The 23,682-nt window shown below is 69.5% G+C and carries 21 protein-coding genes; 16 read left to right on the top strand and 5 right to left on the bottom strand.

From position 1 onward, the window contains the following. Positions 1-57 precede the first annotated feature (57 nt). From WKR98_RS02425 to WKR98_RS02400, 6 genes are all read left to right on the top strand, one after another. Entirely contained in the window at positions 58-999 is a 942-nt protein-coding gene (locus tag WKR98_RS02425) for a LysR substrate-binding domain-containing protein (protein ID WP_341431936.1), read from the top strand. Between the two features lie 78 nt (positions 1,000-1,077). Then, positions 1,078-2,046: a Bug family tripartite tricarboxylate transporter substrate binding protein gene (locus WKR98_RS02420; protein WP_124691707.1), complete on the top strand. Its 969-nt coding sequence runs from the start codon at positions 1,078-1,080 to the stop codon at positions 2,044-2,046. 46 nt (positions 2,047-2,092) lie between these two features. Further along, positions 2,093-2,764 carry a dienelactone hydrolase family protein gene (locus tag WKR98_RS02415; RefSeq protein WP_124691706.1) on the top strand — a complete coding sequence of 224 codons (672 nt, stop codon included), beginning with the start codon at positions 2,093-2,095 and terminating at the stop codon, positions 2,762-2,764. Then, positions 2,761-4,089 (top strand): M28 family peptidase, encoded by a 1,329-nt coding sequence (locus WKR98_RS02410; RefSeq protein WP_341431935.1) that lies wholly within the window; start codon positions 2,761-2,763, stop codon positions 4,087-4,089. Before WKR98_RS02415 ends, WKR98_RS02410 begins: the two co-directional genes overlap by 4 nt. Positions 4,090-4,139: 50 nt before the next feature. Next, entirely contained in the window at positions 4,140-5,375 is a 1,236-nt protein-coding gene (locus tag WKR98_RS02405; RefSeq protein WP_341431934.1) for an NAD(P)/FAD-dependent oxidoreductase, read from the top strand. 10 nt (positions 5,376-5,385) lie between these two features. After that, positions 5,386-6,123, top strand: a complete 738-nt coding sequence (locus WKR98_RS02400; protein WP_341431933.1) for a sulfite exporter TauE/SafE family protein — start codon at positions 5,386-5,388, stop codon at positions 6,121-6,123. Here the strand turns inward: WKR98_RS02400 and WKR98_RS02395 are convergent. Beyond that, a complete protein-coding gene (locus tag WKR98_RS02395) occupies positions 6,104-7,381 on the bottom strand; it encodes a cyclopropane-fatty-acyl-phospholipid synthase family protein (RefSeq protein ID WP_341431932.1) in 1,278 nt (425 codons plus the stop codon). The two genes, WKR98_RS02400 and WKR98_RS02395, sit on opposite strands and share 20 nt — an antisense overlap. 111 nt (positions 7,382-7,492) lie before the next feature. Between WKR98_RS02395 and WKR98_RS02390 the strand changes: the two genes are divergently transcribed. Continuing rightward, a complete protein-coding gene (locus WKR98_RS02390) occupies positions 7,493-8,176 on the top strand; it encodes a Crp/Fnr family transcriptional regulator (RefSeq protein ID WP_124691701.1) in 684 nt (227 codons plus the stop codon). Here WKR98_RS02390 and WKR98_RS02385 read toward each other — a convergent pair. After that, complete coding sequence (locus tag WKR98_RS02385; RefSeq protein WP_124691700.1) at positions 8,158-8,580, bottom strand: RidA family protein; 423 nt, start codon at positions 8,578-8,580, stop codon at positions 8,158-8,160. The two genes, WKR98_RS02390 and WKR98_RS02385, sit on opposite strands and share 19 nt — an antisense overlap. Positions 8,581-8,588: 8 nt before the next feature. Then, on the bottom strand, positions 8,589-9,554 hold the full coding sequence (locus tag WKR98_RS02380) for a Bug family tripartite tricarboxylate transporter substrate binding protein (protein WP_161567981.1): 966 nt from the start codon (positions 9,552-9,554) through the stop codon (positions 8,589-8,591). A gap of 168 nt (positions 9,555-9,722) precedes the next feature. Between WKR98_RS02380 and WKR98_RS02375 the strand changes: the two genes are divergently transcribed. Together WKR98_RS02375 and WKR98_RS02370 are read left to right on the top strand one after the other, a co-directional pair. Beyond that, on the top strand, positions 9,723-10,205 hold the full coding sequence (locus WKR98_RS02375; RefSeq protein ID WP_124691698.1) for an AmiS/UreI family transporter: 483 nt from the start codon (positions 9,723-9,725) through the stop codon (positions 10,203-10,205). 107 nt (positions 10,206-10,312) lie between these two features. Continuing rightward, the gene (locus WKR98_RS02370; protein ID WP_341431931.1) at positions 10,313-12,262 is read left to right on the top strand and encodes a BCCT family transporter; all 1,950 of its coding nucleotides are present in this window, start codon (positions 10,313-10,315) and stop codon (positions 12,260-12,262) included. A 6-nt stretch (positions 12,263-12,268) separates the two neighbouring features. On the opposite strand, the gene WKR98_RS02365 is transcribed toward WKR98_RS02370, so the two are convergent. Both WKR98_RS02365 and WKR98_RS02360 read right to left on the bottom strand, forming a co-directional pair. After that, entirely contained in the window at positions 12,269-12,910 is a 642-nt protein-coding gene (locus WKR98_RS02365; RefSeq protein ID WP_124691696.1) for a glutathione S-transferase family protein, read from the bottom strand. Continuing rightward, complete coding sequence (locus WKR98_RS02360; RefSeq protein ID WP_445936087.1) at positions 12,900-14,807, bottom strand: hybrid sensor histidine kinase/response regulator; 1,908 nt, start codon at positions 14,805-14,807, stop codon at positions 12,900-12,902. Before WKR98_RS02360 ends, WKR98_RS02365 begins: the two co-directional genes overlap by 11 nt. 328 nt (positions 14,808-15,135) lie before the next feature. Between WKR98_RS02360 and WKR98_RS02355 the strand changes: the two genes are divergently transcribed. From WKR98_RS02355 to WKR98_RS02325, 7 genes are all read left to right on the top strand, one after another. Continuing rightward, entirely contained in the window at positions 15,136-16,323 is a 1,188-nt protein-coding gene (locus WKR98_RS02355; protein WP_341433781.1) for an alpha/beta hydrolase, read from the top strand. A gap of 33 nt (positions 16,324-16,356) precedes the next feature. Further along, positions 16,357-18,027, top strand: coding sequence for an AMP-binding protein (locus tag WKR98_RS02350; protein ID WP_445936068.1), 1,671 nt, complete (start codon positions 16,357-16,359; stop codon positions 18,025-18,027). Next, positions 18,024-18,875, top strand: a complete 852-nt coding sequence (locus tag WKR98_RS02345) for a VOC family protein (protein WP_341431928.1) — start codon at positions 18,024-18,026, stop codon at positions 18,873-18,875. The genes WKR98_RS02350 and WKR98_RS02345 overlap by 4 nt, the downstream gene beginning before the upstream one ends. Continuing rightward, positions 18,872-20,020, top strand: a complete 1,149-nt coding sequence (locus WKR98_RS02340; RefSeq protein WP_341431927.1) for an FAD-dependent monooxygenase — start codon at positions 18,872-18,874, stop codon at positions 20,018-20,020. Before WKR98_RS02345 ends, WKR98_RS02340 begins: the two co-directional genes overlap by 4 nt. Before the next feature lie 84 nt (positions 20,021-20,104). After that, entirely contained in the window at positions 20,105-20,878 is a 774-nt protein-coding gene (locus WKR98_RS02335; RefSeq protein WP_124691691.1) for a TetR/AcrR family transcriptional regulator, read from the top strand. A 148-nt stretch (positions 20,879-21,026) separates the two neighbouring features. Beyond that, entirely contained in the window at positions 21,027-22,448 is a 1,422-nt protein-coding gene (locus WKR98_RS02330) for an amidohydrolase family protein (protein WP_124691690.1), read from the top strand. A gap of 182 nt (positions 22,449-22,630) precedes the next feature. After that, on the top strand, positions 22,631-23,599 hold the full coding sequence (locus tag WKR98_RS02325) for a Bug family tripartite tricarboxylate transporter substrate binding protein (RefSeq protein ID WP_341431926.1): 969 nt from the start codon (positions 22,631-22,633) through the stop codon (positions 23,597-23,599). The last annotated feature ends 83 nt before the right edge of the window (positions 23,600-23,682 follow it).

The following is a 23,682-nucleotide window of genomic DNA, read 5'->3' as shown; positions in this document are numbered from 1 at the left end:
GAATTCTCGGCGCTATCGATAAGCAAATATTATGCAGCGCCGCCAACGTCCTTCATCATGAACATTCCTTCCGTACCGGTGCTGCGCGCCTTCATCGAGGTCGCCCGCTGCAACAGCTTCACCCGCGCGGCCGATACGCTGTGCCTGACCCAGAGCGCCGTCAGCAAGCAGGTGCAGGCGCTGGAGGAGCAGCTGGGATGCCGGTTGTTCGTGCGTTCCGGCAAGCTGCTGGCGTTGACGCCCGCCGGCCATGCCTACCTCGCGCACGCCAGCGATGCGCTGGCCATGCTGCAGGACGGCATGGCGATCGCGCAGGAAGTGGCCGGCGAGAAAACGCCCGCCGCCGCGGTGGAGATTTCCGCGTCGCCGGCGTTCGCCTCGTACTGGCTGATTCCCCGCCTGCCGGGTTTCCGCGAGCGGGCGCCCGGCACGCGTCTGGTGGTCCGTCCGCGCCTGCCGGATTTCTCGCCGGTAACCGAGCGCTTCGACCTGGAGGTGCGGGTCGGGGCCGGACGATGGCCCGACGCCCGGGCGATCCGGCTGCTGGGACGCGAAATGGCGCTGGTGGCCAGTCCCGATCTGCTGGGGGACACGCGCGCCACGCTGCGGCAGATCCAGGCCCTGCCCGTGCTGCACCGCGCGCAGCGGGGTTATGACTGGAGGGAATGGAGCGCGAGCGTGGCGCCGGCCTGGACGCCGCGCGTCGGCAGCGGCCTCTTGTTCGAAGGGTTCTCGGTGCTGATCCCGGCGGTGGTGGCCGGGCTGGGCGTGGCGATATGCCCGCTGTTCCTGGTGCTGGACCAGCTCGAAAGCGGCCGCCTGGTGCGCCCGTTGGGCGAGTGCGTGCGGACGCGGCATGCCTATCACGCCGTGCTGCCCACGGGCGCCGGCCATGGCGCGGCCAGGGAACGGTTTCTGGACTGGATGCTGCCCGAGGCCGAAGCGACGCAGATGCGCATACAGAAGCATCTGGATTCGGGGTATTCCATGGCGGAATGAGGGTTCCGAAGTTTTCGTTTGACCCTCCATGGAGCGGAACTTAATGTGGCGCCTCTCATTTTTCCAGGCGTCCGTGACATGCGTGCCCTTTCCATTCTCCGTCTTTGCATCGCGAGCGCGGCAGGCGCCTTGGCCGCCGCCCCCGCCGTGGCCGATTCCTATCCGTCCCGGCCCATCGAGTTCGTCGTGCCCTACGCTCCGGGCGGCGCCTCCGACATCGTCGTCAGGGCGCTGGCGCCGCAGTTGCAGAAGGAGCTGGGCGTATCGGTCGTCGTCATCAACCGCGCCGGCGCGAACACGGCGATCGCCGCCACGCAGCTGGCGCGGTCCGCGCCGGACGGCTACACGATCATGCTGGCCGACGTGGCGCTGGTGCTCAACGCCGCGGTGCGTCATACGTCGCCCGGCTACGACGTGGCCAAGGATTTCTCCGCCATCGCCCAGGTGGGGTCCGCGCCGCTGGTGCTGTTCGTACCCGCCTCGGGCGCGGCCGACCTGCCGTCGTTTCTCAAGCAGGCGCACGATCGCCCCGTGAACATCGCCAACGCCGGCCCCGGCTCGCTGGGCCACCTGGCCGCCGAACTGCTCCAGCTGCGCACCAAGACCACGCTGGTCAGCGTGCCGTACCGCGGGTCGGGGCCCGCCATGAACGAGACGATCGCCGGGCAGGTGGACGCCATTTTCACCAGCACCGCTTCCGGCATGCCGCTGGTCAAGAACGGGCGCCTGCGGCCGCTGGCCGTCGCGTCGCCCGAGCCGCTGAAGGACTTTCCCGAGATCCCCACGTTCGACCGCCTGGGGGTGCAGGGCGTGCACGTCCTGAACTGGTGGGGGGTGATCGCGCCGGCGGGGTTGCCCGCCGACATCTCGGCCCGCATCGCGAAGGCGGTGGCGGCGGCCGTGCGCGATCCCGCCATCGTGAAACGCTTCGCGGCGCTGGGCGTCTCGCCGTCGACGCGCGACGGGGCGGCCTTCGCCGGCCTGATGAGCAAGGAATTCGCCGCCTGGCGCGACGTGGCCAGCCAGGCCGGTATCAAAGTGGATTGATGGACGGCACCGACAGGTGTTCGTGCGAACAAGGAGGATAGGCAAGATGAGCGGTGAACGAATACGCCTGACCGCGGCGGACGGTTTCGAATTCGACGGCTACGTGGCCCGGCCGGCGGGCGCGCCCCGCGCGGGCGTGGTCATCCTGCCCGAGATTTTCGGCGTGAACAGCCACATGCGCAGCGTGGCCGACCGGTACGCCGGCTGGGGCTATCTGGCGATCGCGCCCAGCGTCTTCGATCGCGTGGAGCCGGGGCTGGACCTGGGATATGGCGACGACGACGTCCGCAAGGGGCAGGCCCTGATGAAGCTGATCGACTGGGACGACGCGGTCAAGGACATCGAGGCTGCCGGCGCGTTCGCGGCCCAGGCCGGCAAGGTGGGCATCGTCGGCTTCTGCTGGGGCGGCACGGCGGCCTGGGTGACAGCCGCGCGCGGCACGGGATTCGCGTGCGCGGTCTCGTACTACGGCAACGCCATCCCCACCGTGCTCGAGCCGACGCCGCGCATTCCCATGATGCTGCATTGGGGCGAGCGCGATCATCTGGTCTCCAAGGAAAAGATGATGGAGCCGGGCCGCGCCGCGCCCGAGGTGGCCGTGCACTTCTACGCCACCGGACATGGCTTCAATTGCGACCAGCGCGACCTTTACCACGCGGAATCGGCGGCCCTGGCGCAGCAGCGCACGCTGGACTTCCTCGACGAGCACCTGGCATGACGCGGGACGACACCGGCGCATGGGCCGCCCAACAGGCGGCCTTCGGCGAAATGGTCACGCGCCTTCGGCGGGACGACGCGTTGTGGACCGATTTCGAGGCCTTGTGCCGGCACGGCGGGCGCATGGCGGGTACCGCCAGCGAACGCGCCGCGCAGGACTGGTGCGAAGGCCAACTGGCGGCCTTCGGACCCGTCGCGCGCGAGTCCACGCCTTACGCCGGATGGCGGTGCGACCATGCGGTCCTGACGCACCTGTCCGATGGCCGGCAACTGGAGGCCGTTCCGCTGCTGGGGACGGCCTTTACGCCGGACGCGGGCATCGAGCTGCCAGTGCTGGACCTGGGGCGAGGAACGCCCGAGATGATCGCCGCCGCGGGCGAGGGCGTACGCGGACACGCGGTGATGGTGCGGCACGAGTATCCCTTCTCGACCCAGACCGTCCATCGCCGCGTCAAGCTGGCCGCGGCCCAGCGGGCAGGCGCCGCCGCGCTGCTGGTGGTCCAGCCCGAAGCGGGGATCGGTCCGGTGTCGGGGTCCTCGGGGCGCGCGGGCGGGCCGGGCATCCCGGCCATGGGGATCTCGGCCGAGGCCGGGCGGGCGTTGCGCCAGCCCGGGGCGCGCGTGCGCCTGCGCATCGTCGGCGAAGACCTGCCGCAGTCGCGCACCGATACGCTGGTGCTCGACCTGCCGGCCGGGCAGGCCGCGCGCCCGGACGAGCGCGTCGTGCTGTCCGCCCATATCGACGGGCATCCCCTGGCGGAGAGCGCCCTGGACAATGCGACCGGCGTGGCGGCGGCCATCGCGCTGGCTCGCGCCTTCGCGCCCCGGATGCATGCCATGAGCCGGGGGCTGACCGTGTGTCTGTTCAGCGCCGAGGAATGGGCGTTGAACGGTTCGCGCGAATGGCTGGCGGCGCTGCCGGAAGCGCGGCGCGCGGCGATGGCGCTCAATGTCAACCTCGATTCGCTGGCGGGATCGCCGCGCCTGACCGCGCTGACCTCGGGCTTCGAGCGGCTGGGCGAGTTCGCCCGGTCGGGGGCGTCGCTGGCCGGCGGCACGCTGGGGGTGCATCTGCCGCTGATGTCCAATAGCGACCATGCGAATTTCGCGGCCTGCGGCATTCCCGCGCTGCGCCTGATCGCCGGTTTCGACGAACCCGACAGCGCGCTGCGCCTGCTGCTGACGCCGGCCGATACGCGGGCCCTGGTGGACGAGAACCATCTGCGCACCGCCACCGCGTTGGCCGCCGGTGTGCTGTGGCATGCGCTGAGCGCGGACAGTCTGGCCGGCCTGCGCAACGAGGCCAGGTCGGAGGTTCGGGCATGAGCGCGCCCTCCCCTGGGGAGGATGTCGCGCAGCGACAGGAGGGTAGTCCAGTGAGCGGTTCGGTCGTCGTGCTGGGCGCGGGGCTGGTGGGCCTGGCCTGCGCCCATGCCTTGCAGCGGGACGGATACGCCGTGACGGTCATCGACCGTGGCGGCGTGGGCGAAGGGGCGAGCTTCGGCAATGCGGCCCACATCGCCGTCGCTTCCATCTTCCCGCAGGCCACGCCCGGCATACTGGGGCAGACGGTCCGGATGCTGCGCGATCCCCAGGGCCCGCTGATCGTGCGGCCCGGCTATGCCGTCCGGCATCTGCCGTGGTTCGCCCGCTTCGTGGCGCAGGGCACCGCCGAGCGCGCGCGCGTCGGGACCCACGCCATGGCGGCGATGATGGCGCAGGCCTGGGAGGCCTGGCAGCCCGTGCTGGACGACATCGGTGGCAACGATCTGGTGCGCCGGTCCGGCGCCCTGCACGTGTTCGGGTCGCAGGCGGCGCTGCGCGCGGCGCATGGGGCCTATGAGCTGCGGCGCAGCCTGGGGGTGGCGTGCACGCCGCTCGACGTGGACCAGGCGCGGGCGATGGAGCCCGCGCTGACCGATCGCATCGGCGGCGCGATGTCGATACCGGGCATGGGATACGTTACCGATACGCTGATGCTGGCGCGGCGCCTGGCCGCCCGCGTCGAGGAACTCGGCGGCCGCATCCTGCGGGCGGAGGCCACCGGCATCGATGCCGGCGGCGTGCGGACGAAGGACGGGCGCCTGCGCGCCGATCGCGTGGTACTGGCCGCCGGCGCCTGGTCCCACCGGCTGGCCCGGGGGCTGGGGGTGGACATCCCGCTGGTGGCCGAGCGCGGTTATCACGTCATGCTGGCGCCGGGCAGCAGCCCGCTGCGCATGCCGGTGCTGATGGTGGAACGCAAGGTGGCGCTGACGCCCATGGCGGCGGGCATCCGGATGGCCAGCGTCGCGGAGTTCACGCCGGCCGACGCGCCGGCCGACCATGCGCGCGCGGCGCCGGTATTCGGCGGACTGGAGCGGTTCGTCCAGGGCGTGGATGCCGAACCGGTATCGAAATGGGTGGGGCCGCGTCCCTCCGTGCCCGACAGCCGTCCCATCCTGGGGCAGGCCCCGGCCGCGCCCCACGTCCTGCTGGCCTATGGCCACGGCCACCTGGGCGTGACGCTGGCCGCGCTGACAGGAAGTATCATCGCCGACGTGGCGGGCGGCCGCGATCCGCGCGTGGACCTGCGCGCCGTCGCGCCGCTGCGGAGCCAACGGCTCAGGTGATGGGGGACTCATGTCGGACCTGCTTTTGTTGGCGGCCGCCTTCGGCGCCGGCATGCTCAACGCCGCGGCGGGCGGAGGAAGCTTCCTCACGCTGCCCGCCCTGGTCGCCGTGGGCATGCCCGCGGCGGTGGCCAATGCCACCGGTACGCTGGCGCTGCTGCCCGGCTATCTGACCGGCGCCTGGGCGCTGCGGCGCGATATCGCGCAGTCGGAGCCGGGCTCGCTCGCGGGCCTGTCGGGCATCGCGCTGGCGGGCGGGACCGCGGGGGCGCTGCTGCTGCTTTGGACGTCGGGCGCCGTTTTCCGGAACGTGGCGCCCTGGCTGTTGCTGTTCGCCACCGCGCTGTTCCTGTTCGCGCCCCTCATGCTGCGGATGGCGCGCGGGCGGATGCTGTCACCCGGCGCCGCGGCGGCCGGCCTGTTCGCCGTGAGCCTGTACGGCGGCTATTTCAACGGCGGCATGGGCATCATGCTGCTGGCCTTGTTCGGCATGTCCCAGCGCGGCGACTTCAGCGCCATCAACGGACTGAAGAACCTGTTGTCGGGCGTGTTGACCGTCGTGGCCGTCGTGGTCTACGTGGCGGGCGGGCTGGTGGAGTGGCGCGAGGCGGGTGTGATGGCCGTGGGCGCGACGGTGGGCGGGTTTGCCGGCGCACGCCTGGCGCGCCGCGTGCCGGTCGTCGTGATGCGGGCCATCGTGGTGCTGGTGGGCGTCTCGATGAGCGTCTTCATGTTCCTGAAGATATGAGCCCAGGGCTGCCGAGGCGCGCCTCGGCCTCCCGCAGCCGGCCCTCGCGCTCGCCCACGTAGTCGCGCGTCAGCGGCACGCTTTCCTGGCGCCGCGCCAGCTGCACCTGGAAGATGGCGATGTCCTGGTAGCGGAACGCTGTCTCCGACATCGACAGGTAGTACTCCCACATGCGGGCGAAGCGTTCGTCGTACAGCGCGACGGCCTCGGCCCGCCGCGCCAGGAAGCGGTCGCGCCATATGCGCAGCGTGCTGGCGTAGTGCAGGCGCAGCACCTCGATGTCGGTGACGACCAGCCCCGAGCGTTCGATGGCGGGCGTGAATTCCGACAGCGAAGGGATGTGGCCGCCGGGGAAGATGTATTTCTCTATCCACGGATTGTTGAAGTCCGGGACGTCGGAGTTGCCGATGAAATGCAGCAGCATCACGCCGTCGTCGGTCAGCAGTTCATGGCATTTCCGGAAGAAGGCGTCGTGGTAGCCCGTGCCCACGTGCTCGAACATGCCCACCGACACGATCCGGTCGAAGCGGCCGGGGGTCGCGCGGTAGTCTTCCAGGCGGTAGTCGTAGGCCTGGGGATGGGCGGCGCGGGCGGCCAGTTCGCGCGCGCCTTTCAGTTGTTCCTCGGACAGCGTGATGCCCGTGGCGTGGCAGGCCCCGGCGACCTCGACCAGGTAGCGCGTCAGGCCGCCCCAGCCGCAGCCGATGTCGAGCACGCGGTGGCCGGGCTCGACCAGCAGCTTGGCGGCGATGTGGCGCTGCTTGGCCCGCTGGGCCGACTCCAGGTCTTGCCCGGGGTGTTCGAAATAGGCGCAGGAATACTGCCGCTGGTCGTCCAGGAACAGGGCGTACAGGCGGTCGTCCAGGTCGTAGTGGTGCGCGACGTTGGCGCGCGCGCGGCCGGGCCGGTTGTTCTGCAGGAAGCGCCGGATCGACATGCGCACCGCGTCCAGCATCCGTACCGCGGCGCCGGGCTTGACCGCGTCGGCATCGCGCAGCAGCAGCTCCAGCACGTCGTAGATGCTGCCTTCGTCGACCACGAGCCTTTCGTCCATGAACAGTTCGCCCATGCGCAGGTCGGGGTCCATCAGCAGCGCCAGCACGGCGCGGGTGTCGGTGAAGCGGATGGCGGCGCGCGGCGGGGTGCCGTCGCCGAAGGCGCGCCTGTGGCCGCCGGGCAGGGTGACGTCCAGCGTGCCGCGCCGGACCAGGTCTTTCAGGGTGTTGGCAAGCAGGCGTTCCGCGTACGTTTGAAGCATCGTGGTTTCCGCGATGGGTCGACAGGACAGGGGCTGCTACGCGGCCAGTGTAATGAATCCCCCGCGATGCGGCTCGGTTGATTTTTCTCCGGACGGCTAGAAGAATGCGCCATGACCTCGCCCGACACCGCCTTTTCGCTGCTGCTCGAGCGCCTGTCCGATGCGCAGGCGCGGGCCGTGCGCGGCCGCATGACGGCGCGCGAGCTGGCGCGCGGCCAGCCCTTGTTCGCGCAGGGAGAGCCCAGTCCACGCCTGTGGGTGATACGCGCGGGCCGGCTGCGCACCTATCACCTGGCGCCGTCGGGCGAGGAGTTCACCACGGCCGTGTGGACGTCCGGCCAGACCCTGGGGCTGCTGAGCACGCTGCTGGACCAGCCCCGCGCGATATCGTGCGAGGCGCTGGAGCCGGCGTCGCTGCTGGCCATGGAGCGGGCCGACCTGCTGGCGCTGATGGAAACGGTGCCGGCCTTCGCCATCAACGTGGCGCGCGTGGCCGCCATGCTGGCGACCAACAGCATCGCGCGGTCCGGCCCCAGGGTGCTGGATTCGGCCACGGCGAAACTGGCGCGCGTCCTGCACGATCTCGCGCTGGCCGCGCCCGGCTACGACGGGCAGGGTGCCGTGATCGCGGGCGTGACCCGCGCGGACCTGGCCAAGATGGCCGGCATCAGCCGTACCTGGACCAGCCTGAGGCTGGCCGCCCTGGAGCGCGCCGGGCTGGTCCTGCGCACGCGGAACGGGCTGGGCGTGCCCGACGTGGCGCGGCTGACGCAGCTTTATTCGGACGGATACTGAGGCGGCAGCAGCGCCAGGCACTCGACCTCCAGCAGCAGGTCGGGCTTGGCCAGCGCGGCCACGCCCACCAGCGTGCTGGCCGGGGGCTGGCCGGCGTCCAGGTACGGCGCGCGCACGCGCCGGATGGTCGCCACGGCTTCCTCGGTCAGGTCGCGCACGAAGTAGTTGAGCTTGACCGCGTAGGTCAGCGCCGAGCCGGCCGCCTCGAGCGCCGTCGCCAGGTTCTCGAACACCTGCCGGGTCTGGGCGGCCAGGTCGCCCTTGCCGACGATGCTGCCGTCCGGCGCGTAGGCCACCTGCCCCGAGACCATGATCAGCCGGTCCACCGGGGCGACGGCGACGTGGGTGAAGCCGTTGGGGGCGGGCAGGCGGGTGGGATTGATGAAGGAGACGTAGGGGTGCATGACGGCCGTCAGTTGAGCGTGATCCGGGTACGTTCGATGATACGGGCATACAGCTCGCGCTGCCGGGTGGCGAACTCGGCGAACTGGGCCGGCGTCGAGCCCGAGGGTTCGATGGCGGCCTGCTTCAGGGCGGCCGCGACGCCGGGGTCGGCCAGCGCCGCGCGCACGGCGGCGTTCAGGCGGTCGATGACCGGACCGGGCGTGCCGGCGGGAGCGACGATGCCGAACCACGAGTACAGGTCGACCTCGCCCGCACCCTGTTCCTGCGCGGTGCCGATCTCGGGCGCCAGCGGCGAGCGCCTGGCGCTCAGGATGGCCAGGGCCTTGAGCTTGCCGGCCCGCACCTGCGGCAGCGTGGCGGCCAGCGTGTCCACCACCACGTCGACGTTGCCGCCTATCAGGTCCACCAGCGCGGGCGCGCTGCCCTTGTAGGGGACGTGCAGCAGGGTGGCCGACCGTTGCAGGCCCACCAGTTCCATGCCGATCTGGTTCGACGTGCCGGCGCCCATCGAGCCGTAGGCCAGTCCCTTGGGGCGCTCGCGCGCCTGGTCCAGCGCCTGCACCAGGGTGGTCCACGGGGCGTCGGGCCGGGCGACGACCACGTTGGGCACGCTGCCCAGCAGCGAGACGTAGCCGAAGGAATCGGTGGGCGAATAACCCACGTCCTTCATCAACAGGGGGTTGATGGCCAGGGTGGCGTTGCTGGCGACCAGCAGAGTGTGGCCGTCGGCCGGCGCCTTGGCCACCGACTGCGCGGCCACCACCGTGCCGGCGCCCGGACGGTTGATGACGACTACCGCCTGGCCCAGTTGGCGGCTCATGCCGCCGGCAACCGTGCGGGCCAGCAGGTCGGTCGTACCGCCCGCGGCGAAAGGCACGACGAGATTGATGGGGTGGGTCGGGAAATCGGCCGCCGCAGGGGCGGTTGCGGCGCAGGCCAGTACCGCCGCCAGCGCGAATCGTAGGGATGCCATCGCGGGTCTCCATGGGGAAGCGGCCATTCTGCGCGCATGGCGCGGGACTGTCCGTTAACTGGTTAACGCCGGCCCCGGCCCCCCGGAACGCCCGTGGTAGAGTCCAGGCCCGGGGGCTGGCCTGCATGCGCCGGGACGGAGTTTCAACGCTGAAAATGGGCATTCATCATGCTGGGTCTGGCATTGTTCTTCATCGGGGCCGTTCTGATCGTCAACGGAGTGGGGCTGACCGGCCGTATCGACGGCAGGGATTCCGCCCCCTTCAATCTGCTGGTGGGCCTGTTGGCATTGTTCATCAACGGCCTGGGACTCTACCGGGCCGTCTCGACGGCGGATTTGTTTGCCGTGGCCGGCGGCCTCCTGTTCGCCTTCACCTACCTGTACCTGGCCGTAGTGCAGTGGCGGTCGTTGAAAGGTGTCGGGCTGGGCTGGTACTGCCTGTTCGTGGCGATCAGCGCGCTGGCCTTCGCGCCCGTCGCCGGCGACGGGCGCCTGATCGCCATGTGGCTGCTATGGGCCAGCCTGTGGTTTTTCTTTTTCCTTGCCCTGGGATTGGGCAAGCCCTTGCGCTTCCTGGGGGCGTACACGATATTGATCGGTGTCGCGACGTGCTGGGTACCGGGGTTGCTGATGCTGATGGGGAAATGGTAAGGCCGGGGGCGTCCGGTACCGAAGTCATGGTGAAATAAAAAAGCAGGCAGGCGATACCCGCCGCGCGCGCTTCGAGCGCGCGCATGCATCTTCAACGGGGAGTCCTCATGAAAACAACGATAGATCGCCCAGTGTTCTTCACCGCGGCCGCTTTCATCCTGGCGCTTGTGGTCTGCGCCGTCTCCGCCCCGCGTGCCGTCGGAGACGTCTTCGACGCGATACAAAGCTGGATCCTGGCGAACGCGAGCTGGTTCTACATCCTGGCGGTGGCAGTCATCCTGCTGTCGGTCGTGTACATGGCCATGAGCCGCTACGGCAACATCAAGCTCGGCCCCGATCACAGCGAACCCGACTACCGGAATTTCACCTGGTTCGCGATGCTGTTCTCGGCCGGCATGGGGATCGGCCTGATGTTCTTCGGCGTGGCCGAGCCCGTCATGCATCTGGTGGCGCCGCCGGTGGGCGAGGCGGGCACCGTGGCCGCGGCCCGCGAGGCGATGAAGATCACCTTCTTCCACTGGGGACTGCACGCCTGGTCGCTGTACGCGGTCGTGGCGCTGATCCTGGCCTATTTCAGCTACCGCCACAACCTGCCGCTCACGCTGCGGTCCGCGCTGTACCCCTTCATCGGCGACCGCATCTACGGCCCGCTGGGCAGCGCGGTGGACATCTTCGCCATCATCAGCACCGTGTTCGGCGTCGCCACGTCGCTGGGACTGGGCGTGGCGCAGATCAACAGCGGCCTGCACCACCTGTTCGGCACGCCCGTCGGCACGGCCACCCAGATCATCCTGATCGCCATCGCGTGCGGGCTGGCGACGCTGTCGGTGGCGAGCGGGCTGGACCGCGGCATCCGCATCCTGTCCGAGCTCAACCTGTACCTGGCCGTGATCCTGCTGCTGTTCGTGCTGGCGGTCGGGCCGACCATCTTCCTGCTCCAGAGCTTCCTGCAGAACACCGGCGCCTATCTGTCGGACATCGTCGCCAAGACCTTCAACCTCTACGCCTACCGCCCCACGGACTGGATAGGCGGCTGGACGCTGTTCTACTGGGGCTGGTGGATCGCCTGGTCGCCGTTCGTGGGGCTGTTCATCGCCCGCATCTCGCGCGGCAGGACCATACGCGAATTCGTGCTGGGCGTGCTGCTGGTGCCCACGGGCTTCACCTTCCTGTGGATGACGGTGTTCGGCGGCTCGGCCATTCACCTGGTGTTGTTCGAGCACCTGGACAGCCTGGCCGGCACGGTCAAGGCCGACAGTTCGCTGGCGCTGTTCGCCTTTCTCGAACACTACCCGTGGGGGTACGCGATTTCCATGGTGGCCATCGCGATGGTGGTGGTGTTCTTCGTGACCTCGGCCGATTCGGGCGCGCTGGTGGTGGACCTGCTGGCCTCGGGCGGCGCCGAGTCCACGCCGGTATGGCAGCGCATTTTCTGGTCGGTGCTGACCGGCGTGGTGGCGGTGGCGCTGTTGCTGGCCGACGGGTTGCAGGCCTTGCAGACCGCGACCATCGCCAGCGCGCTGCCGTTCTCCATCGTGCTGCTGGCCTCGGTATGGGGGTTGTTCAAGGCATTGAAGCTGGACGCCACCAAGCGCCGCATCCACTATCAGTCGTTGGCGCTTTCACGGCCGGCCGGAGGCGGGGAGCCCTGGGAATCGCGGCTGCGCAACATGGTCATGATGCCGCGCCGCGCCCACGTGCTGCGCTTCACCGCCGACGTGGTGCGGCCGGCCATGGAGGCCGTGGTGGAAGAGTTGCAGAAGCTGGGCTACGAAGCGCGGGTGCGCGACGGCGAGGAAGGCGAGGTGGCGCTGGAGGTGGTGCACCAGGAGGCCCTGGATTTTTCCTACGCCGTGCGGCCGGAGTCCTTCGTGCGCCCCGGCCTGACCGCCGACGAGGTGCGCAACGAAGAGGGGCGCAAGTACTTCCGGGCCGAGGTCCACCTGCGCGAGGGCGGCCAGGACTACGACATCATGGGTTGGAGCCGCGACGCGGTCATCGGCGACATCCTGGACCAGTACGAGCGCCACCGGCATTTCCTGCACGTGGCGCGATAGGCCGCGTCAGCCGGCCTTGCCCGCCTTCAGGGCCGCGCCCAGTTCGTCGTCGATCCGCTGGGCGCGGGCCGCCGCCGGGCGGCTGGTCAGGCGCTGCACGTAGCGCTGGTAGGCCGGCCGCTTCTCTATCGTGCCGAACATCATGCCCCAGGCCAGCTGCGAGCCCACGTAGACGTCGGCCGCGGTAAACGCGTCGCCCGCCACGTAGCCTTCGCCGGACACGGCCGTCTCCAGCACGTCCAGCACCTCGGCCAGCGTGCCGTAGCCCACCATGCGCCGTCTGTCTTCCGGCACGCTGATGCCCAGCGCCTGGTTGGTGACCGCCGCTTCCACGGGGCCGGCACAGAAGAACAGCCAGCGGTAGTAGGGACCGCGCAGCGGGCTTTGCGGCGGCGGAGCGAGCTGCGCCTGGGGGAAGGCGTCGGCCAGGTAGGCGCAGATCGCCGCCGATTCGGTCACCACGGTGCCGCCATGGCGGATGGCGGGGACCTTGCCCATGGGATTGATGGCCAGGTATTCGGGGCCCTTCATGGACGTGGCGAAGTCCAGCACCTCGGTGCGGTAGGGCTGGCCGACTTCTTCGAGCATCCAGCGCGCGATGCGGCCGCGGGACATGGGATGGGTGTAGAAGACAAGTTCATCGTTCATCGTGGGGGCCTGCGTCGTCGGAGTCGTTCCAGGGAGCGTCGAATGGTACGGCAGGCTCGGCCCCGTCGACAATGGGGCCGAGCTGGGAGACGTCCAGCGGCTTGACCAGGTGCAGGTCGAAGCCCGCCTGCGCCGTACGCTGGCGGTCGTCCTCCTGTCCGTAGCCGGTCATGGCGATGAAGATGGTGCGCGCCATTTGCGGGATGGCCTTGAAGGCCCGCAGGGCCGCGAAGCCATCCATGGTGGGCATGGCCAGGTCGATGAAGACGAGGTGCGGCTGGAAGCTGGGCGCCATGCGCAGGGCCGCTTCCGCGGTGTACAGCGGCCGCGCCTGATGGCCGTTGATCTCGAGCAGCATGGCCAGGCTGTCGGCCGAGTCGCGATTGTCGTCCAGCACGAGGATGCGTTTGGCGGCCGAGGTCCGGCGCGAGATCGCGGACATGGGACGCACGGGCAGCGCCGGTTCGGCCAGGGGCAGGCGGATCGTGAATGTGCTGCCGTGGCCGGGGCCCGCGCTGGATGCCGAGATGGCGCCGCCGTGCATGCGCACCAGCGAGCGGCACAGCGTCAGCCCCATGCCCAGCCCGCTGTCGGTCGGGTTGGTGTCGCGGTCTTCCTGCACGAACAGCTGGAAGACCGCCTCCAGGGCCTGCTCCGGCATGCCGCGGCCCTGGTCGCGCACCTCGATCAACGCCGACCGGCTTTGCCGCGTGGCGCGGATGGCGATGGCCGTTCCCGGCGGCGAGAACTTCGAGGCGTTGTGCAGCAGGTTGTGGACCACCTGCACCAGCCGCGTCATGTCGCCTTTCACCGTCAGCGGTTCGGCGGGAAGGTCCACGTCTATGCGCTGCTCGCGGGCATCGGTGTGGAAGCGCGAGGATTCGATGCTGCGTTCGATGATGGTGCGCATGTCCACCGGCGCCAGGCGCAGCTCGATCTTGCCGGAGGTGATGCGGCCGATGTCCAGCAGGTCGTCGACCAGCCGCGACAGGTGCGTGATCTGGCGATCGATCATGTCGCGGCAGCGGGCCGCGGTGGGGCCGATGTCCGGGTCCTTCTGCAGGATGCCGATGGCGTTGCGCACCGGCGCCAGCGGGTTGCGCAGTTCGTGGCCCAGCGTGGCCAGGAATTCGCTCATGCGCCGGTTGGCCAGCTCCAGTTCCTCCAGGCGCTTGCGCTCGCTCATGTCGCGCATGATCTTGGCGTAGCCCCGCAACTGCCCGGTCTCGTCGTAGACGGCGGTGGTGGTCACGTTGGCCCAGAACAATGTGGCGTCCTTGCGCTGGCGCCAGCCTTCTTCCTCGTAGCGACCCCCTGCCTGCGCGATGCGCAGTACCCGGTCGGGGCCTTCGGAGGACGCGTCGTCGGCGGGATGGAACATCGAGAAGTGCCGGCCGATGACCTCGTCCCGCCGGTAGCCGGTAATTTGTGTGGCGCCGGTGTTCCAGCTCGTGATCGTGCCTTCGGCGTCGAGCATGTAGATGGCGTAGCCCTCCACGCCCTCGAGCAACAGGCGGAACCGCTCCTCGCTCTGCCGCAGCGCCTCGGTCTGGCGGCGGCGCTCGTTCAGGTTGCGGGTGATCTTGACATAGCCCTTGAGCGTGCCGGACGCATCCCGCAGCGCGGTGATGACGACGTTGGCCCAGAAGGTCGAGCCGTCCTTGCGCACGCGCCAGCCTTCGTCCTCGAAACGGCCGTGCAGCGCGGCCTCTTCCAGTTCGTAGCGGGGCCAGCCGCGCGCCACGGCCTCGGCCGAGTAGAAGACGGAAAAATGCTTGCCCAGGATCTCGTCGGCCGCATAGCCCTTGATCTTGGCGGCACCGGCGTTCCAGGTCCTGACGCGGCCGTCGGGGGACAGCATGAAGATGGCGTAGTCCTCGATGGCGTCCACGAGCATGCGGAAGCCGATGTCCGTATCGCTTCCGGGTTCCGTCGTCGCTACGCCGGGAGTGGGTTCCTTTTCCCCGGCCTGGAGACGGGCCGAGTCCATGGCTGAGAAGCTCAAGGCGTCACCTCGTCGTGCTCGAACCGCGAGTCTATACACGCTCTTTCAAGGGGCCTGTAACAAGGTGAATCGCCATACGATGGAAATAATTGACACGATGTCAAATAAAGCATAATTTAATTGATAGGGTGATATTTAATTCGAGGAGACTCCCTTGGCCACTACCGACAAGCCGGTCGTCACGGCCGGCATGAGAGGCGCGTCGTGGGACCCCCGGCTGATGAGCCGGCCGTACCAGGTGGTGCCCTATGCGCTGGGCACGGCCGACGGCCAGCGCACGCTGGGTTTTCTGTTCACCACGGCCGAGTCGGGCAAGACGGTCGTGTCGCTGATGCATCCGCGGGAAATGGCGGTCACGCACTACATGGTGCCTCATGTGCTGGAGGCCGGCTGCGCCTGCTGGGTGCAGGGGTCGAGATCCATCGGCAACGACCTGCGGCTCGAGCACGAGGTGGCCCTGTTCGACGTGGCGGCCGGCATGGCGCACCTGCGGTCGCTGGGCTACGAGAACATCGTACTGTTGGGCAACTCGGGCGGCGCCGGCCTGTACACGCTCTACAACCAGCAGTCGTCGCTGCCGGCCGCGCAGCGCATCGCCCGCACGCCCGGCGGCCGGCCCACCGCCCTGGCCGAGCTGGAAATGCCGCGCGCCGACGGCATGATCCTCTTGTCTCCGCATCCCGGGCAGGGCCGGCTGCTGATGGCCGGCATCGACCCTTCGGTGGTGTCCGAGGACGACCCGCTGGAAACCGATCCCGCGCTGGATCCGTTTTCGCGGGACAACGGCTACGATGCCGAGACGGGCGCCGCGTCCTACGATCCGGCATTCGTCCAGCGCTACCGTGGCGCCCAGGCCGAGCGGGTGGCGCGCATCGACGCCCGCGCGCGCGAGCTGCTGCGGCGCAAGGCCGAGGCCCGGGCGAAGGTCAAGGCGGGCGGGGCGTCGATGGCCGAGCAGCGGATCGCAGCGCATGCGCCCATCTTCCAGGTATGGCGCACCGATGCGGATCTGCGTTCATGGGACATCTCCATCGATCCGTCGGACCGCAGGACGGGATCGCTGTGGGGCAGGAACCCGCTGGTCTCGAACTGGGGCAGCGTGGGGTTCGGCCGGGTGGTCACGCCCGAGTCCTGGCTGTCCACCTGGTCGGGGCTGTCGTCCAACGCGGCTCTGGAGAAGACCGCGGGCGCCATCACCCAGCCCACGCTGCTGGTGGAGTACACCGGGGACCAATGCACCTTTCCGGCCGACATCCGGACGATCCACGAGCAGATCGGCGCCGCCGACAAGCGCCACCTGCGCGTGCGCGGCAATCACCATGGCCTGGCGCTGGCGCCGGGCGAGGAGCCCGGCCAGCGCATCGCCGGGCGCGCGGCCGGCGAGTGGCTGCGCGAGAAGATGGCCTAGCGGAAGAATGAAATGGATGGAGACATGATGGACGTGGAACCAAGGGTCCGGCTCGAGGGCGTGCGCTATCCCGACGCCGGCCGCCTGCGCCGCTACGCGGAGCTGGGACTGCTGGGCGGCGAGACGCTGGCCGGCGCGTTCGCCCGCTCGTTCGCGCTGCACGCCGACCGGCTGGCGCTGGTCGGTCCGCAGGTACGGATGAGCTACCGCGAACTGGATCGCGACAGCGGCCGGCTGGGCGCGGCCATGCTGGCGCTGGGACTGGTCCGGCATGATCGCGTGCTGCTGCAGAGCGGCAATTGCGCCGAACTGCTGGTGGCCTTCCTGGCCTGCCTGAAGGCGGGCCTGATCCCGATCTGCGCGCTGCAGGCCTTCCGCAAGCTGGAAGTGGGTTATCTGGCGAAGCTGGCCGATGCCCGCCTGCACCTCGTCCAGGGCGACGACGCCCGGTTCGACGACGTGGCCTTCGCGCGCGAGATGCAGGAGGCCGTGCCCACGCTGCGTCACATCGTGCAGGCGCGGGGCGAGCCGCGCGCCGGCGCGCACGGGCTGCGCCAACTGATCGACGGCATGCCCTGGGAGCGCGCCAGGACCATGCTGGCGGATGTGGAGCACGACCCGTGGCAGGTGGCGGTGTTCCAGTTGTCCGGCGGCACGACCGGAGTGCCCAAGATCATTCCCCGCTTCCAGAGCGAGTACCTGTACAACATGCGCGAGGTCGCCGCCTGCAACGGCTACACCCGCGACGACGTGCTGTTCTTTCCCACGCCGTACATGCACAACCTCAACATGGGATGCTGCTTCGGCCCCTTCCTGCTGTGCGGCGGCGCGATCACGGTGGCGCCCGACCTGGCCGAGGAAACGCTGTGCGCGCTGGTCCGCGAGCACCGCCCCACCTGGTTCGGCGCGCCCGGCCCCATCCTGACGCGCATCGTGCCCGAGCTGGTCCGCGCCGACGCCGGGGAGAAGGCGCGCCGGCGCTTCATCACCTCGAAGAACGCGGGCGGCATGGCGCGGCTCACGGGGTCGCCCGCGCGGCATATCTTCGGCATGACCGAGGGCGTGATCATGTTCACGCGGGAAGACGACCCGCGCCACCTGAACGACGGCTCGGTCGGCTGGCCGGTGTCCGTGCACGACGAAGTGAAGATCGTGCGCCCGGGTACGGAAGAGCCGGTGGCCGACGGCGAGGTCGGCGAGGCGCTGTTCCGCGGCCCGTACACCATCCAGGGCTACTACAAGTCCGCCGCCGAGGACGCGCACCGCTTCACGGCGGACGGCCACTACCGCTCGGGCGACCTGATGTCCAGCCGGGTCGAGGGCGGCCGTCGCTACTACTTCTTCCAGGGCCGCATCAAGGATGTGATCGATCGCGGCGGCGAGAAGATCAACGCCGAGGAGGTCGAGGGCGTGGTCAGCCGCCATCCCGCCATCCTGAACTGCGCGCTGGTCGGCATGCCCGATCCCGTCTATGGCGAAAAGGCCTGCCTGTTCGCCACGCTGAGGCCGTCGGCGCGCGCGCCGGACGTCGAGGAACTGGGCCGCTTCCTGCACGGCGAAGGGCTGGCCAAGTTCAAGTGGCCCGAACGCATCGAGGTCCTGGCGGATTTTCCGCTCTCGGCCTCCGGCAAGCTCAGCAAGCAGATCCTGCGGGAACGGATCGCCGCCATCCTGGCGCGGCCAAACGAGGAACTTCCGACATGAACACCGAAGCGCTTTCCCCCCTGCGATTGCACGGCGTGCACCACACCGCGCGCCCCACCTGGAAACTGTCCGAGACGGTGCGCTTCTATCGCGACCAGCTCGGCCTGCCGCTGGTGCACGCGATTTCCGCGCGCGGCTGGGGCCAGGACGGCCATGCCGATTTCCTGCATTTCTTTTTCGACAGCGGCAACGGCAGCACCATCGCGTTCTTCTACTACATCGGCACGCAGCGCCCGGAGAAGCTGCGCGTGAGCGACCATTACCAGGAACGCGCGACCCACACCGCGTGGCTGGTGCCGGACGAGGCCGCGCTGCTGCGATGGCGCGCGCGCGTGGAGGCCGCCGGCATTCCGCTGCGCTACCAGATCCGCCACGAGGTGATCGAGTCGATCTACTTCAACGATCCCAACGGCTACCCCATCGAGATCACGACCCAGTTGCGGCCCTTCAACCAGGCCGACGCGGACGACGCGGCCCGCACGCTGGAAGCCGCGATGGCGCTGGAGGCGGGGCAGGGCGAGCGCCTGGACGGCATCGAGCCGGTATGGCGCCGCAAGGCGGCGGCGCTGGACGATGCCGACCGGCCGGCGGGCGCGGCCTCGGTGTACGTGCTGGACGTGCCCGAGTTCGCCCCGCTGCTGGACGATGCGCGTGCCCGCGGCTATGCGGTGCGCCGCGGCGCGGCCGGCTATGCCCGCATCGACGGCACGCCCGGCCTGCGCTTTCGCCGCAAGGAGCTGGGCTTCAAGCCCGCGCTCTGGTACGGCGCGCTGACGGGCGGCCTGGCTGGAAGCATCGCCACGTTCGACATGGACACCCTTGCCATCGATCCGACGGAGTCGCCATGAAGGTCACCATCGTCGGCGGGGGCCCGTCGGGATTGTTCCTGTCCATCCTGCTCAAGCAGCGCCTGCCGCACGTCCAGGTCGACGTGCACGAGCAGAATCCTGCGGGCGCGACCTTCGGCTTCGGCGTGGTGCTGGCCGATACCGGCCTGGCTTCGCTGCGCGAGGCGGCGCCCGAGGTGGTCGAGGACCTGATGGGCGCCATGCGCTTCAACGACCGCCAGACCATCGTCATGCGCGAGCGGCCCATCGTCGTGCGCCGGCCGGGAGCAGGCGGCGGCGCCATCCCGCGCATCGACCTGCTGCGCATCCTGCAGGACCATGCCCGCCGCCTGGACGTGGACGTGCGCCACGAGCACCGGCTGGCCGACGTCCACGCGCTGGACGCCGAGCTGGTGGTGGGCGCGGACGGCGTGAACTCGACGCTGCGCGCGGCCGACGAAGCCGCCTTCGGCACGACGCACGGTCGGCTGACCAACCACTTCGCGTGGTACGGCGTGGACAAGGCCTTCGAGACGCCGGCGCTGGTGTTCCGCGAATGGCGGGGCGGCTGCTTCGTCGCGCACTACTACCCGTATTCGGCGGCCATGAGCACCTTCGTGGCCGAGTGCGACGACCGGACCTGGGTCGAGTTCGGCATGGAGGCGATGGACGCGCGGGCGCGGCAAGCCCTGTTCGAGGAAGTGTTCGCGCCGGAGCTGGGCGGGCATGGGCTGGTGTCCAACCATTCCAGCTGGCGCCAATTCCCGGTGGTCCGCAATCGCGCCTGGCACGCGGGCAACCGCGTGCTGCTGGGCGACGCGCTGGCCAGCGCGCATTTCTCCATCGGCTCGGGCACCCGCATCGCGATGGAGGACGCCGTCGCGCTGGCCGAGGCGCTGCGGCAGCGGTCGGACGACGTCGGCGGCGCGCTGGAGCTGTACGTGGCGTCGCGCAAGCCCGCCAAGCAGCGGCTCATCCGCGCCTCGGAAGCGTCCTACAACTGGTACGAGCGCGTGCGCGAGTGGATGCGGATCGAATCGCCGCACGAATTCGTCTATCACTTCATGACCCGCACCGGGCGGGTCGATCGCGACCGCCTGAAGCTCCAGTATCCGGACCTGGTCCGCGAGATGGAGGAGGCCGGGGTGGCGGCGCTGGCCGGATAGGCCGGGCGGCGTGGAACGGCGCGTAAATTGCCCCCCTGGCAATAATTTTCTACGATAGTGCCGTTTCCATCCGCTCCGCCCGCCATGTCCGCCTCCAAGAAGGCCGTTGCCCAGGCCGCCGCGCCCCGCCGCCGCGGCCGGCCTCCCAAGGTCGAATCGCCGATCACCGCCGAGCCGCTGCTGAGCCGCTGGGCCATCCTCCAGCGTGCGATAGACCTGGCCAAGAGCATGCCGCTGGACCAGATATCGATGGTGCAGCTGGCGCGGGACTTCGGCGTGGCGCCCGGCCTCATCCACTACTACATGGGCGGACGCGACAAGCTGGTGTCGGGCGTCCTGAACGACTATTACCGCCAGCGGGTCGAGAAGCTGCCCGCGCTGACCGGCGACTGGCGCTCCGACGTCGAGACCATCGCGCGGCTGAGCTTCGCCGTCGCCATCGCCAACCCCGGCGCCAGCATGTACGTGGCCTCGCACAACCGCTATCGCCTGTTCCAGGACGTCGAGCCGGACGAGACCGACTACGGCATGGTGTTCTTCAACCACATGGCCTCGGCCATCATGCAGGGCGGCTTCACGCATGACCAGGTGGCGCTGGCCTATCACCTGATCGCCCAGTACCTGGTGGGCGCCAGCATGGCCGAAGCCTCGCGGCAGATGCCGGCCTACCACGAGGATTTCATCCGGGCCCGCCTGGAGTCGGCGGACCCGTACCCCGCCGCGCGCGCCATCGGCCGCTCGTTCGCCCGCCTGAGTTCGGCCACCGCCTTCGACGAAGGGCTGCGCATCACGCTGGACGGCATCGCCGCCTGGCGCGCGAGCGCTTCCACGACCCGGCGCCCGCGCAAGCCGGCCTGAGGGTTCCTCCCTTCTCCGTTTTTTCTTCCTGGATGCCGGTTGGCAGGGGTCTTCACGGCCGCATAATTGGTATACCATTCATTAAAAAAATATCCATTTAATGGAATGTGTATCCTTTAAGGAAAATAAGTATTCAAAAGGAGGAAGTATGGAGGAGACGTTTTTTCCAGGCCGCCGGCGGTTCTGGCAGGCTGGCGCGGGACTGGCGGCCTGGGCGGGCAGCGGAGCGGGCGTCATCGCCGCGCCCGCGGCCGGAAGATCGCCGCCGGCGCGCGGCGAATTCGTGATCGACGGCGCGCACGTCCTGACCATGGACGCCCGGCTGGGCGAATTCGTGGGCGGGCAGGTGCACGTGAAGGACGGCGCCATCGTCGCGGTCGGGCCGCGCGTGGATGCGCCGGGGGCGCGGCGGATAGACGCGGCCGGCATGATCTGCCTGCCCGGCCTGGTCGATACCCACTGGCACCTGTGGAACTGCGCGTGCCGCATGTTCCACCAGATCGACGTGCCCAGGAATACCTACTTTCCGCTGACCTCGCGGCTCGGCCCGCACATGACCCCCGCCGACACCTATCACTCCGTATGCCTGGGGCTGGCCGAGGGCCTGGCCTCGGGTATCACGACGGTGCACAACTGGTCGCACAACACGCGCACGCCGGCCCATGCCGACGCGGAGTTGTCGGCCATGCGGGACCTGGGGGTACGCGGCCGTTTCTCGTACGGCGGGCCGCAGGGCGGGCCGACCGACCAGCCCATGGACAGCAAGGACCTCGCCCGGGTCCAGCGCGAATGGATAGGGCCCCACAATCCGCTGCTGTCGCTGGGCATCGTTTCGCGCAACCTGGTGGCCGGCCAGAGCCTGCGGGGCACCATCGACTACGACATGGCCCGGCGCGACTGGGGCGCCGCCCGTGCCCTGGGCCTGCCCATCACCCTGCATGCCTCGCCCAGGGGCCTGGTGCGGCGGCTGGAGGATGAAAAGCTGCTGGGACCCGACGTGCAGCTCGTCCACCCCATGTTCACCACGGCCGAGGAACGCGCCATCCTGAAAGCGCGCGGCACCAGCTTCAGCACCTCGGCCACGGCCGAGGCGGCGCGCCCGCCCGACGGCGGCGAGATCCAGCTGGGCGAGCTGCTGCGCGACGGCGTGCTGGTGGGCTTGTCGCTGGACGAGACCGTCTCGGGCAACGCCGACTACTTCGACATGATGCGCATCGCGTACAAGTACCACAAGCATCGGCTGGGCGAGACCGTGCCGCTGACGGCGCGCAGGATGCTGGAGCTGGCGACCGTGGACGGCGCCCGTGCGCTGGGCCTGGACGGGCAGATCGGCACGCTGGCGCCGGGCAAGCGCGCCGACCTCATCCTGGTCGGCACCGGCGGCCTGAACATCGCGCCTTGCCGCGATCCCTACGATGCGCTCCTGAACCGCGCGTCGCCGGCCAACGTCGATACCGTCATCGTCGACGGCCGCATCCTGCGCCAGCGCGGGCGCTTCACCTTTACCGACGAGACGGCCATCGTCCGCGCCGCGACCGCGTCCATGCAGCGGCTGGCACCGAAAGCCTGAGCGCCGCGTTGTCCCGCCGCGCCCGCCGCCCTTGCCGGCGCCGGGCGCGGCGCTTTCCTGCCTCCGTACAAACCATTATTTGATAGACAGTCAATTATTCGTACATTAATTGAATGCATATCAAATATGGTCGCGGACCGGACATCGCCCAAGCTGTCCGCGCGTACCGGAGGAGACACGAGATGGATCGCAAACTGGCCTGCGCCGCCGCGCTGGCGGGCATCCTGGCCACGGTGCCGGCGCTTGCCGCCGAGACCTATCCGGCCCGCATGGTGAAGATGGTGGTGCCGTCCATCGCCGGCAGCGCCCCGGACATCATCGCGCGGCTGGTGGCCGAACGGCTGACCGCGGCCTGGGGCCAGCAGGTGGTGGTGGAGAACCGCCCCGCCGGCAACGGCATCGCCGCCATGCAGGAACTGGCCCAGGCCGCGCCCGACGGCTATACGCTGGGCCTTTTCCACGCCGCGGCGGCCGTGACCACGCCGGTCATGTACAAGGAAGCCCGCTTCGACGTCGAGCGCGACGCCGAAACCGTGGCCACCATCGCCTATACGCCGATGCTGTTCGTCGCCAACGCGCAGGCGCCCTACCGGGACGTGGCCGGGATCCTGGCCGCGGCCCGCGCCAAACCCGACGACGTGGTCATCGGCAGCCCCCGCCGCGGGTCCGTTCCGCATCTGACGTCCGAGATGATGGGCCAGTACGGCCACGTCCGCTTCCGGCAGATCGGCTTCAGCGGAACGACCCAGGCGATCCAGGCGCTGATCAAGGGCGACATCCCGCTGTACGTCGACGGCACCGCGCCGCTGCTCCCGCTGGTGCGCAGCGGCCGCATCAAGGCCATCGCCGTCACGGCCGACGAAGCGCTGCCCGGCCTGGAAGGCATTCCGCTGGCGAAGGACGCCGTGCCCGGCACCATCGCCTCCGGATGGTTCGCCATGTTCGCCCCCAAGGGCACCCCCCAGGCCGTGATCGACCGGACCAGCGCCGACGTCAACGCAGCACTGCGCCAGGGCCCCTTCGTGGCGCGCCTGGCGGAGCTGGGCACCTATCCGATGATCAAGTCCCAAGCCCAGGCCCGCGACTTCATCCGCAGCGAAAAGAAACGCTGGGAAGAAGTCATCGTCGAAGCCGGGGTAAAACCAGAATGATGTAGAGCCCGCCCAAGCAGTCCCAGGATGCGGTGGATCCGGCTTCGCCGGTCCACCCGCATCGCCCCACGGGACCCGGTGCC

It is taken from the genome of Pigmentiphaga sp. YJ18, from assembly GCF_038066655.1.
Classification (GTDB): Bacteria; Pseudomonadota; Gammaproteobacteria; order Burkholderiales; family Burkholderiaceae_B; genus Pigmentiphaga.
The sequence above is the reverse complement of the archived record's forward strand: the minus strand, read 5'-3'. Positions and strand labels throughout refer to the sequence as shown.

Bases quoted from the DNA above. Each gene is read 5' to 3' on its own strand.
- WKR98_RS02425 (WP_341431936.1), top strand. From the start codon at position 58: ATGAACATTCCTTCCGTACCGGTGCTGCGCGCCTTCATCGAGGTCGCC.
- WKR98_RS02420 (WP_124691707.1), top strand. From the start codon at position 1,078: ATGCGTGCCCTTTCCATTCTCCGTCTTTGCATCGCGAGCGCGGCAGGC.
- WKR98_RS02415 (WP_124691706.1), top strand. From the start codon at position 2,093: ATGAGCGGTGAACGAATACGCCTGACCGCGGCGGACGGTTTCGAATTC.
- WKR98_RS02410 (WP_341431935.1), top strand. From the start codon at position 2,761: ATGACGCGGGACGACACCGGCGCATGGGCCGCCCAACAGGCGGCCTTC.
- WKR98_RS02400 (WP_341431933.1), top strand. From the start codon at position 5,386: ATGTCGGACCTGCTTTTGTTGGCGGCCGCCTTCGGCGCCGGCATGCTC.
- WKR98_RS02395 (WP_341431932.1), bottom strand. From the start codon at position 7,381: ATGCTTCAAACGTACGCGGAACGCCTGCTTGCCAACACCCTGAAAGAC.
- WKR98_RS02390 (WP_124691701.1), top strand. From the start codon at position 7,493: ATGACCTCGCCCGACACCGCCTTTTCGCTGCTGCTCGAGCGCCTGTCC.
- WKR98_RS02385 (WP_124691700.1), bottom strand. From the start codon at position 8,580: ATGCACCCCTACGTCTCCTTCATCAATCCCACCCGCCTGCCCGCCCCC.
- WKR98_RS02380 (WP_161567981.1), bottom strand. From the start codon at position 9,554: ATGGCATCCCTACGATTCGCGCTGGCGGCGGTACTGGCCTGCGCCGCA.
- WKR98_RS02375 (WP_124691698.1), top strand. From the start codon at position 9,723: ATGCTGGGTCTGGCATTGTTCTTCATCGGGGCCGTTCTGATCGTCAAC.
- WKR98_RS02370 (WP_341431931.1), top strand. From the start codon at position 10,313: ATGAAAACAACGATAGATCGCCCAGTGTTCTTCACCGCGGCCGCTTTC.
- WKR98_RS02365 (WP_124691696.1), bottom strand. From the start codon at position 12,910: ATGAACGATGAACTTGTCTTCTACACCCATCCCATGTCCCGCGGCCGC.
- WKR98_RS02360 (WP_445936087.1), bottom strand. From the start codon at position 14,807: ATGCTCGTGGACGCCATCGAGGACTACGCCATCTTCATGCTGTCCCCC.
- WKR98_RS02355 (WP_341433781.1), top strand. From the start codon at position 15,136: ATGAGCCGGCCGTACCAGGTGGTGCCCTATGCGCTGGGCACGGCCGAC.
- WKR98_RS02345 (WP_341431928.1), top strand. From the start codon at position 18,024: ATGAACACCGAAGCGCTTTCCCCCCTGCGATTGCACGGCGTGCACCAC.
- WKR98_RS02340 (WP_341431927.1), top strand. From the start codon at position 18,872: ATGAAGGTCACCATCGTCGGCGGGGGCCCGTCGGGATTGTTCCTGTCC.
- WKR98_RS02335 (WP_124691691.1), top strand. From the start codon at position 20,105: ATGTCCGCCTCCAAGAAGGCCGTTGCCCAGGCCGCCGCGCCCCGCCGC.
- WKR98_RS02330 (WP_124691690.1), top strand. From the start codon at position 21,027: ATGGAGGAGACGTTTTTTCCAGGCCGCCGGCGGTTCTGGCAGGCTGGC.
- WKR98_RS02325 (WP_341431926.1), top strand. From the start codon at position 22,631: ATGGATCGCAAACTGGCCTGCGCCGCCGCGCTGGCGGGCATCCTGGCC.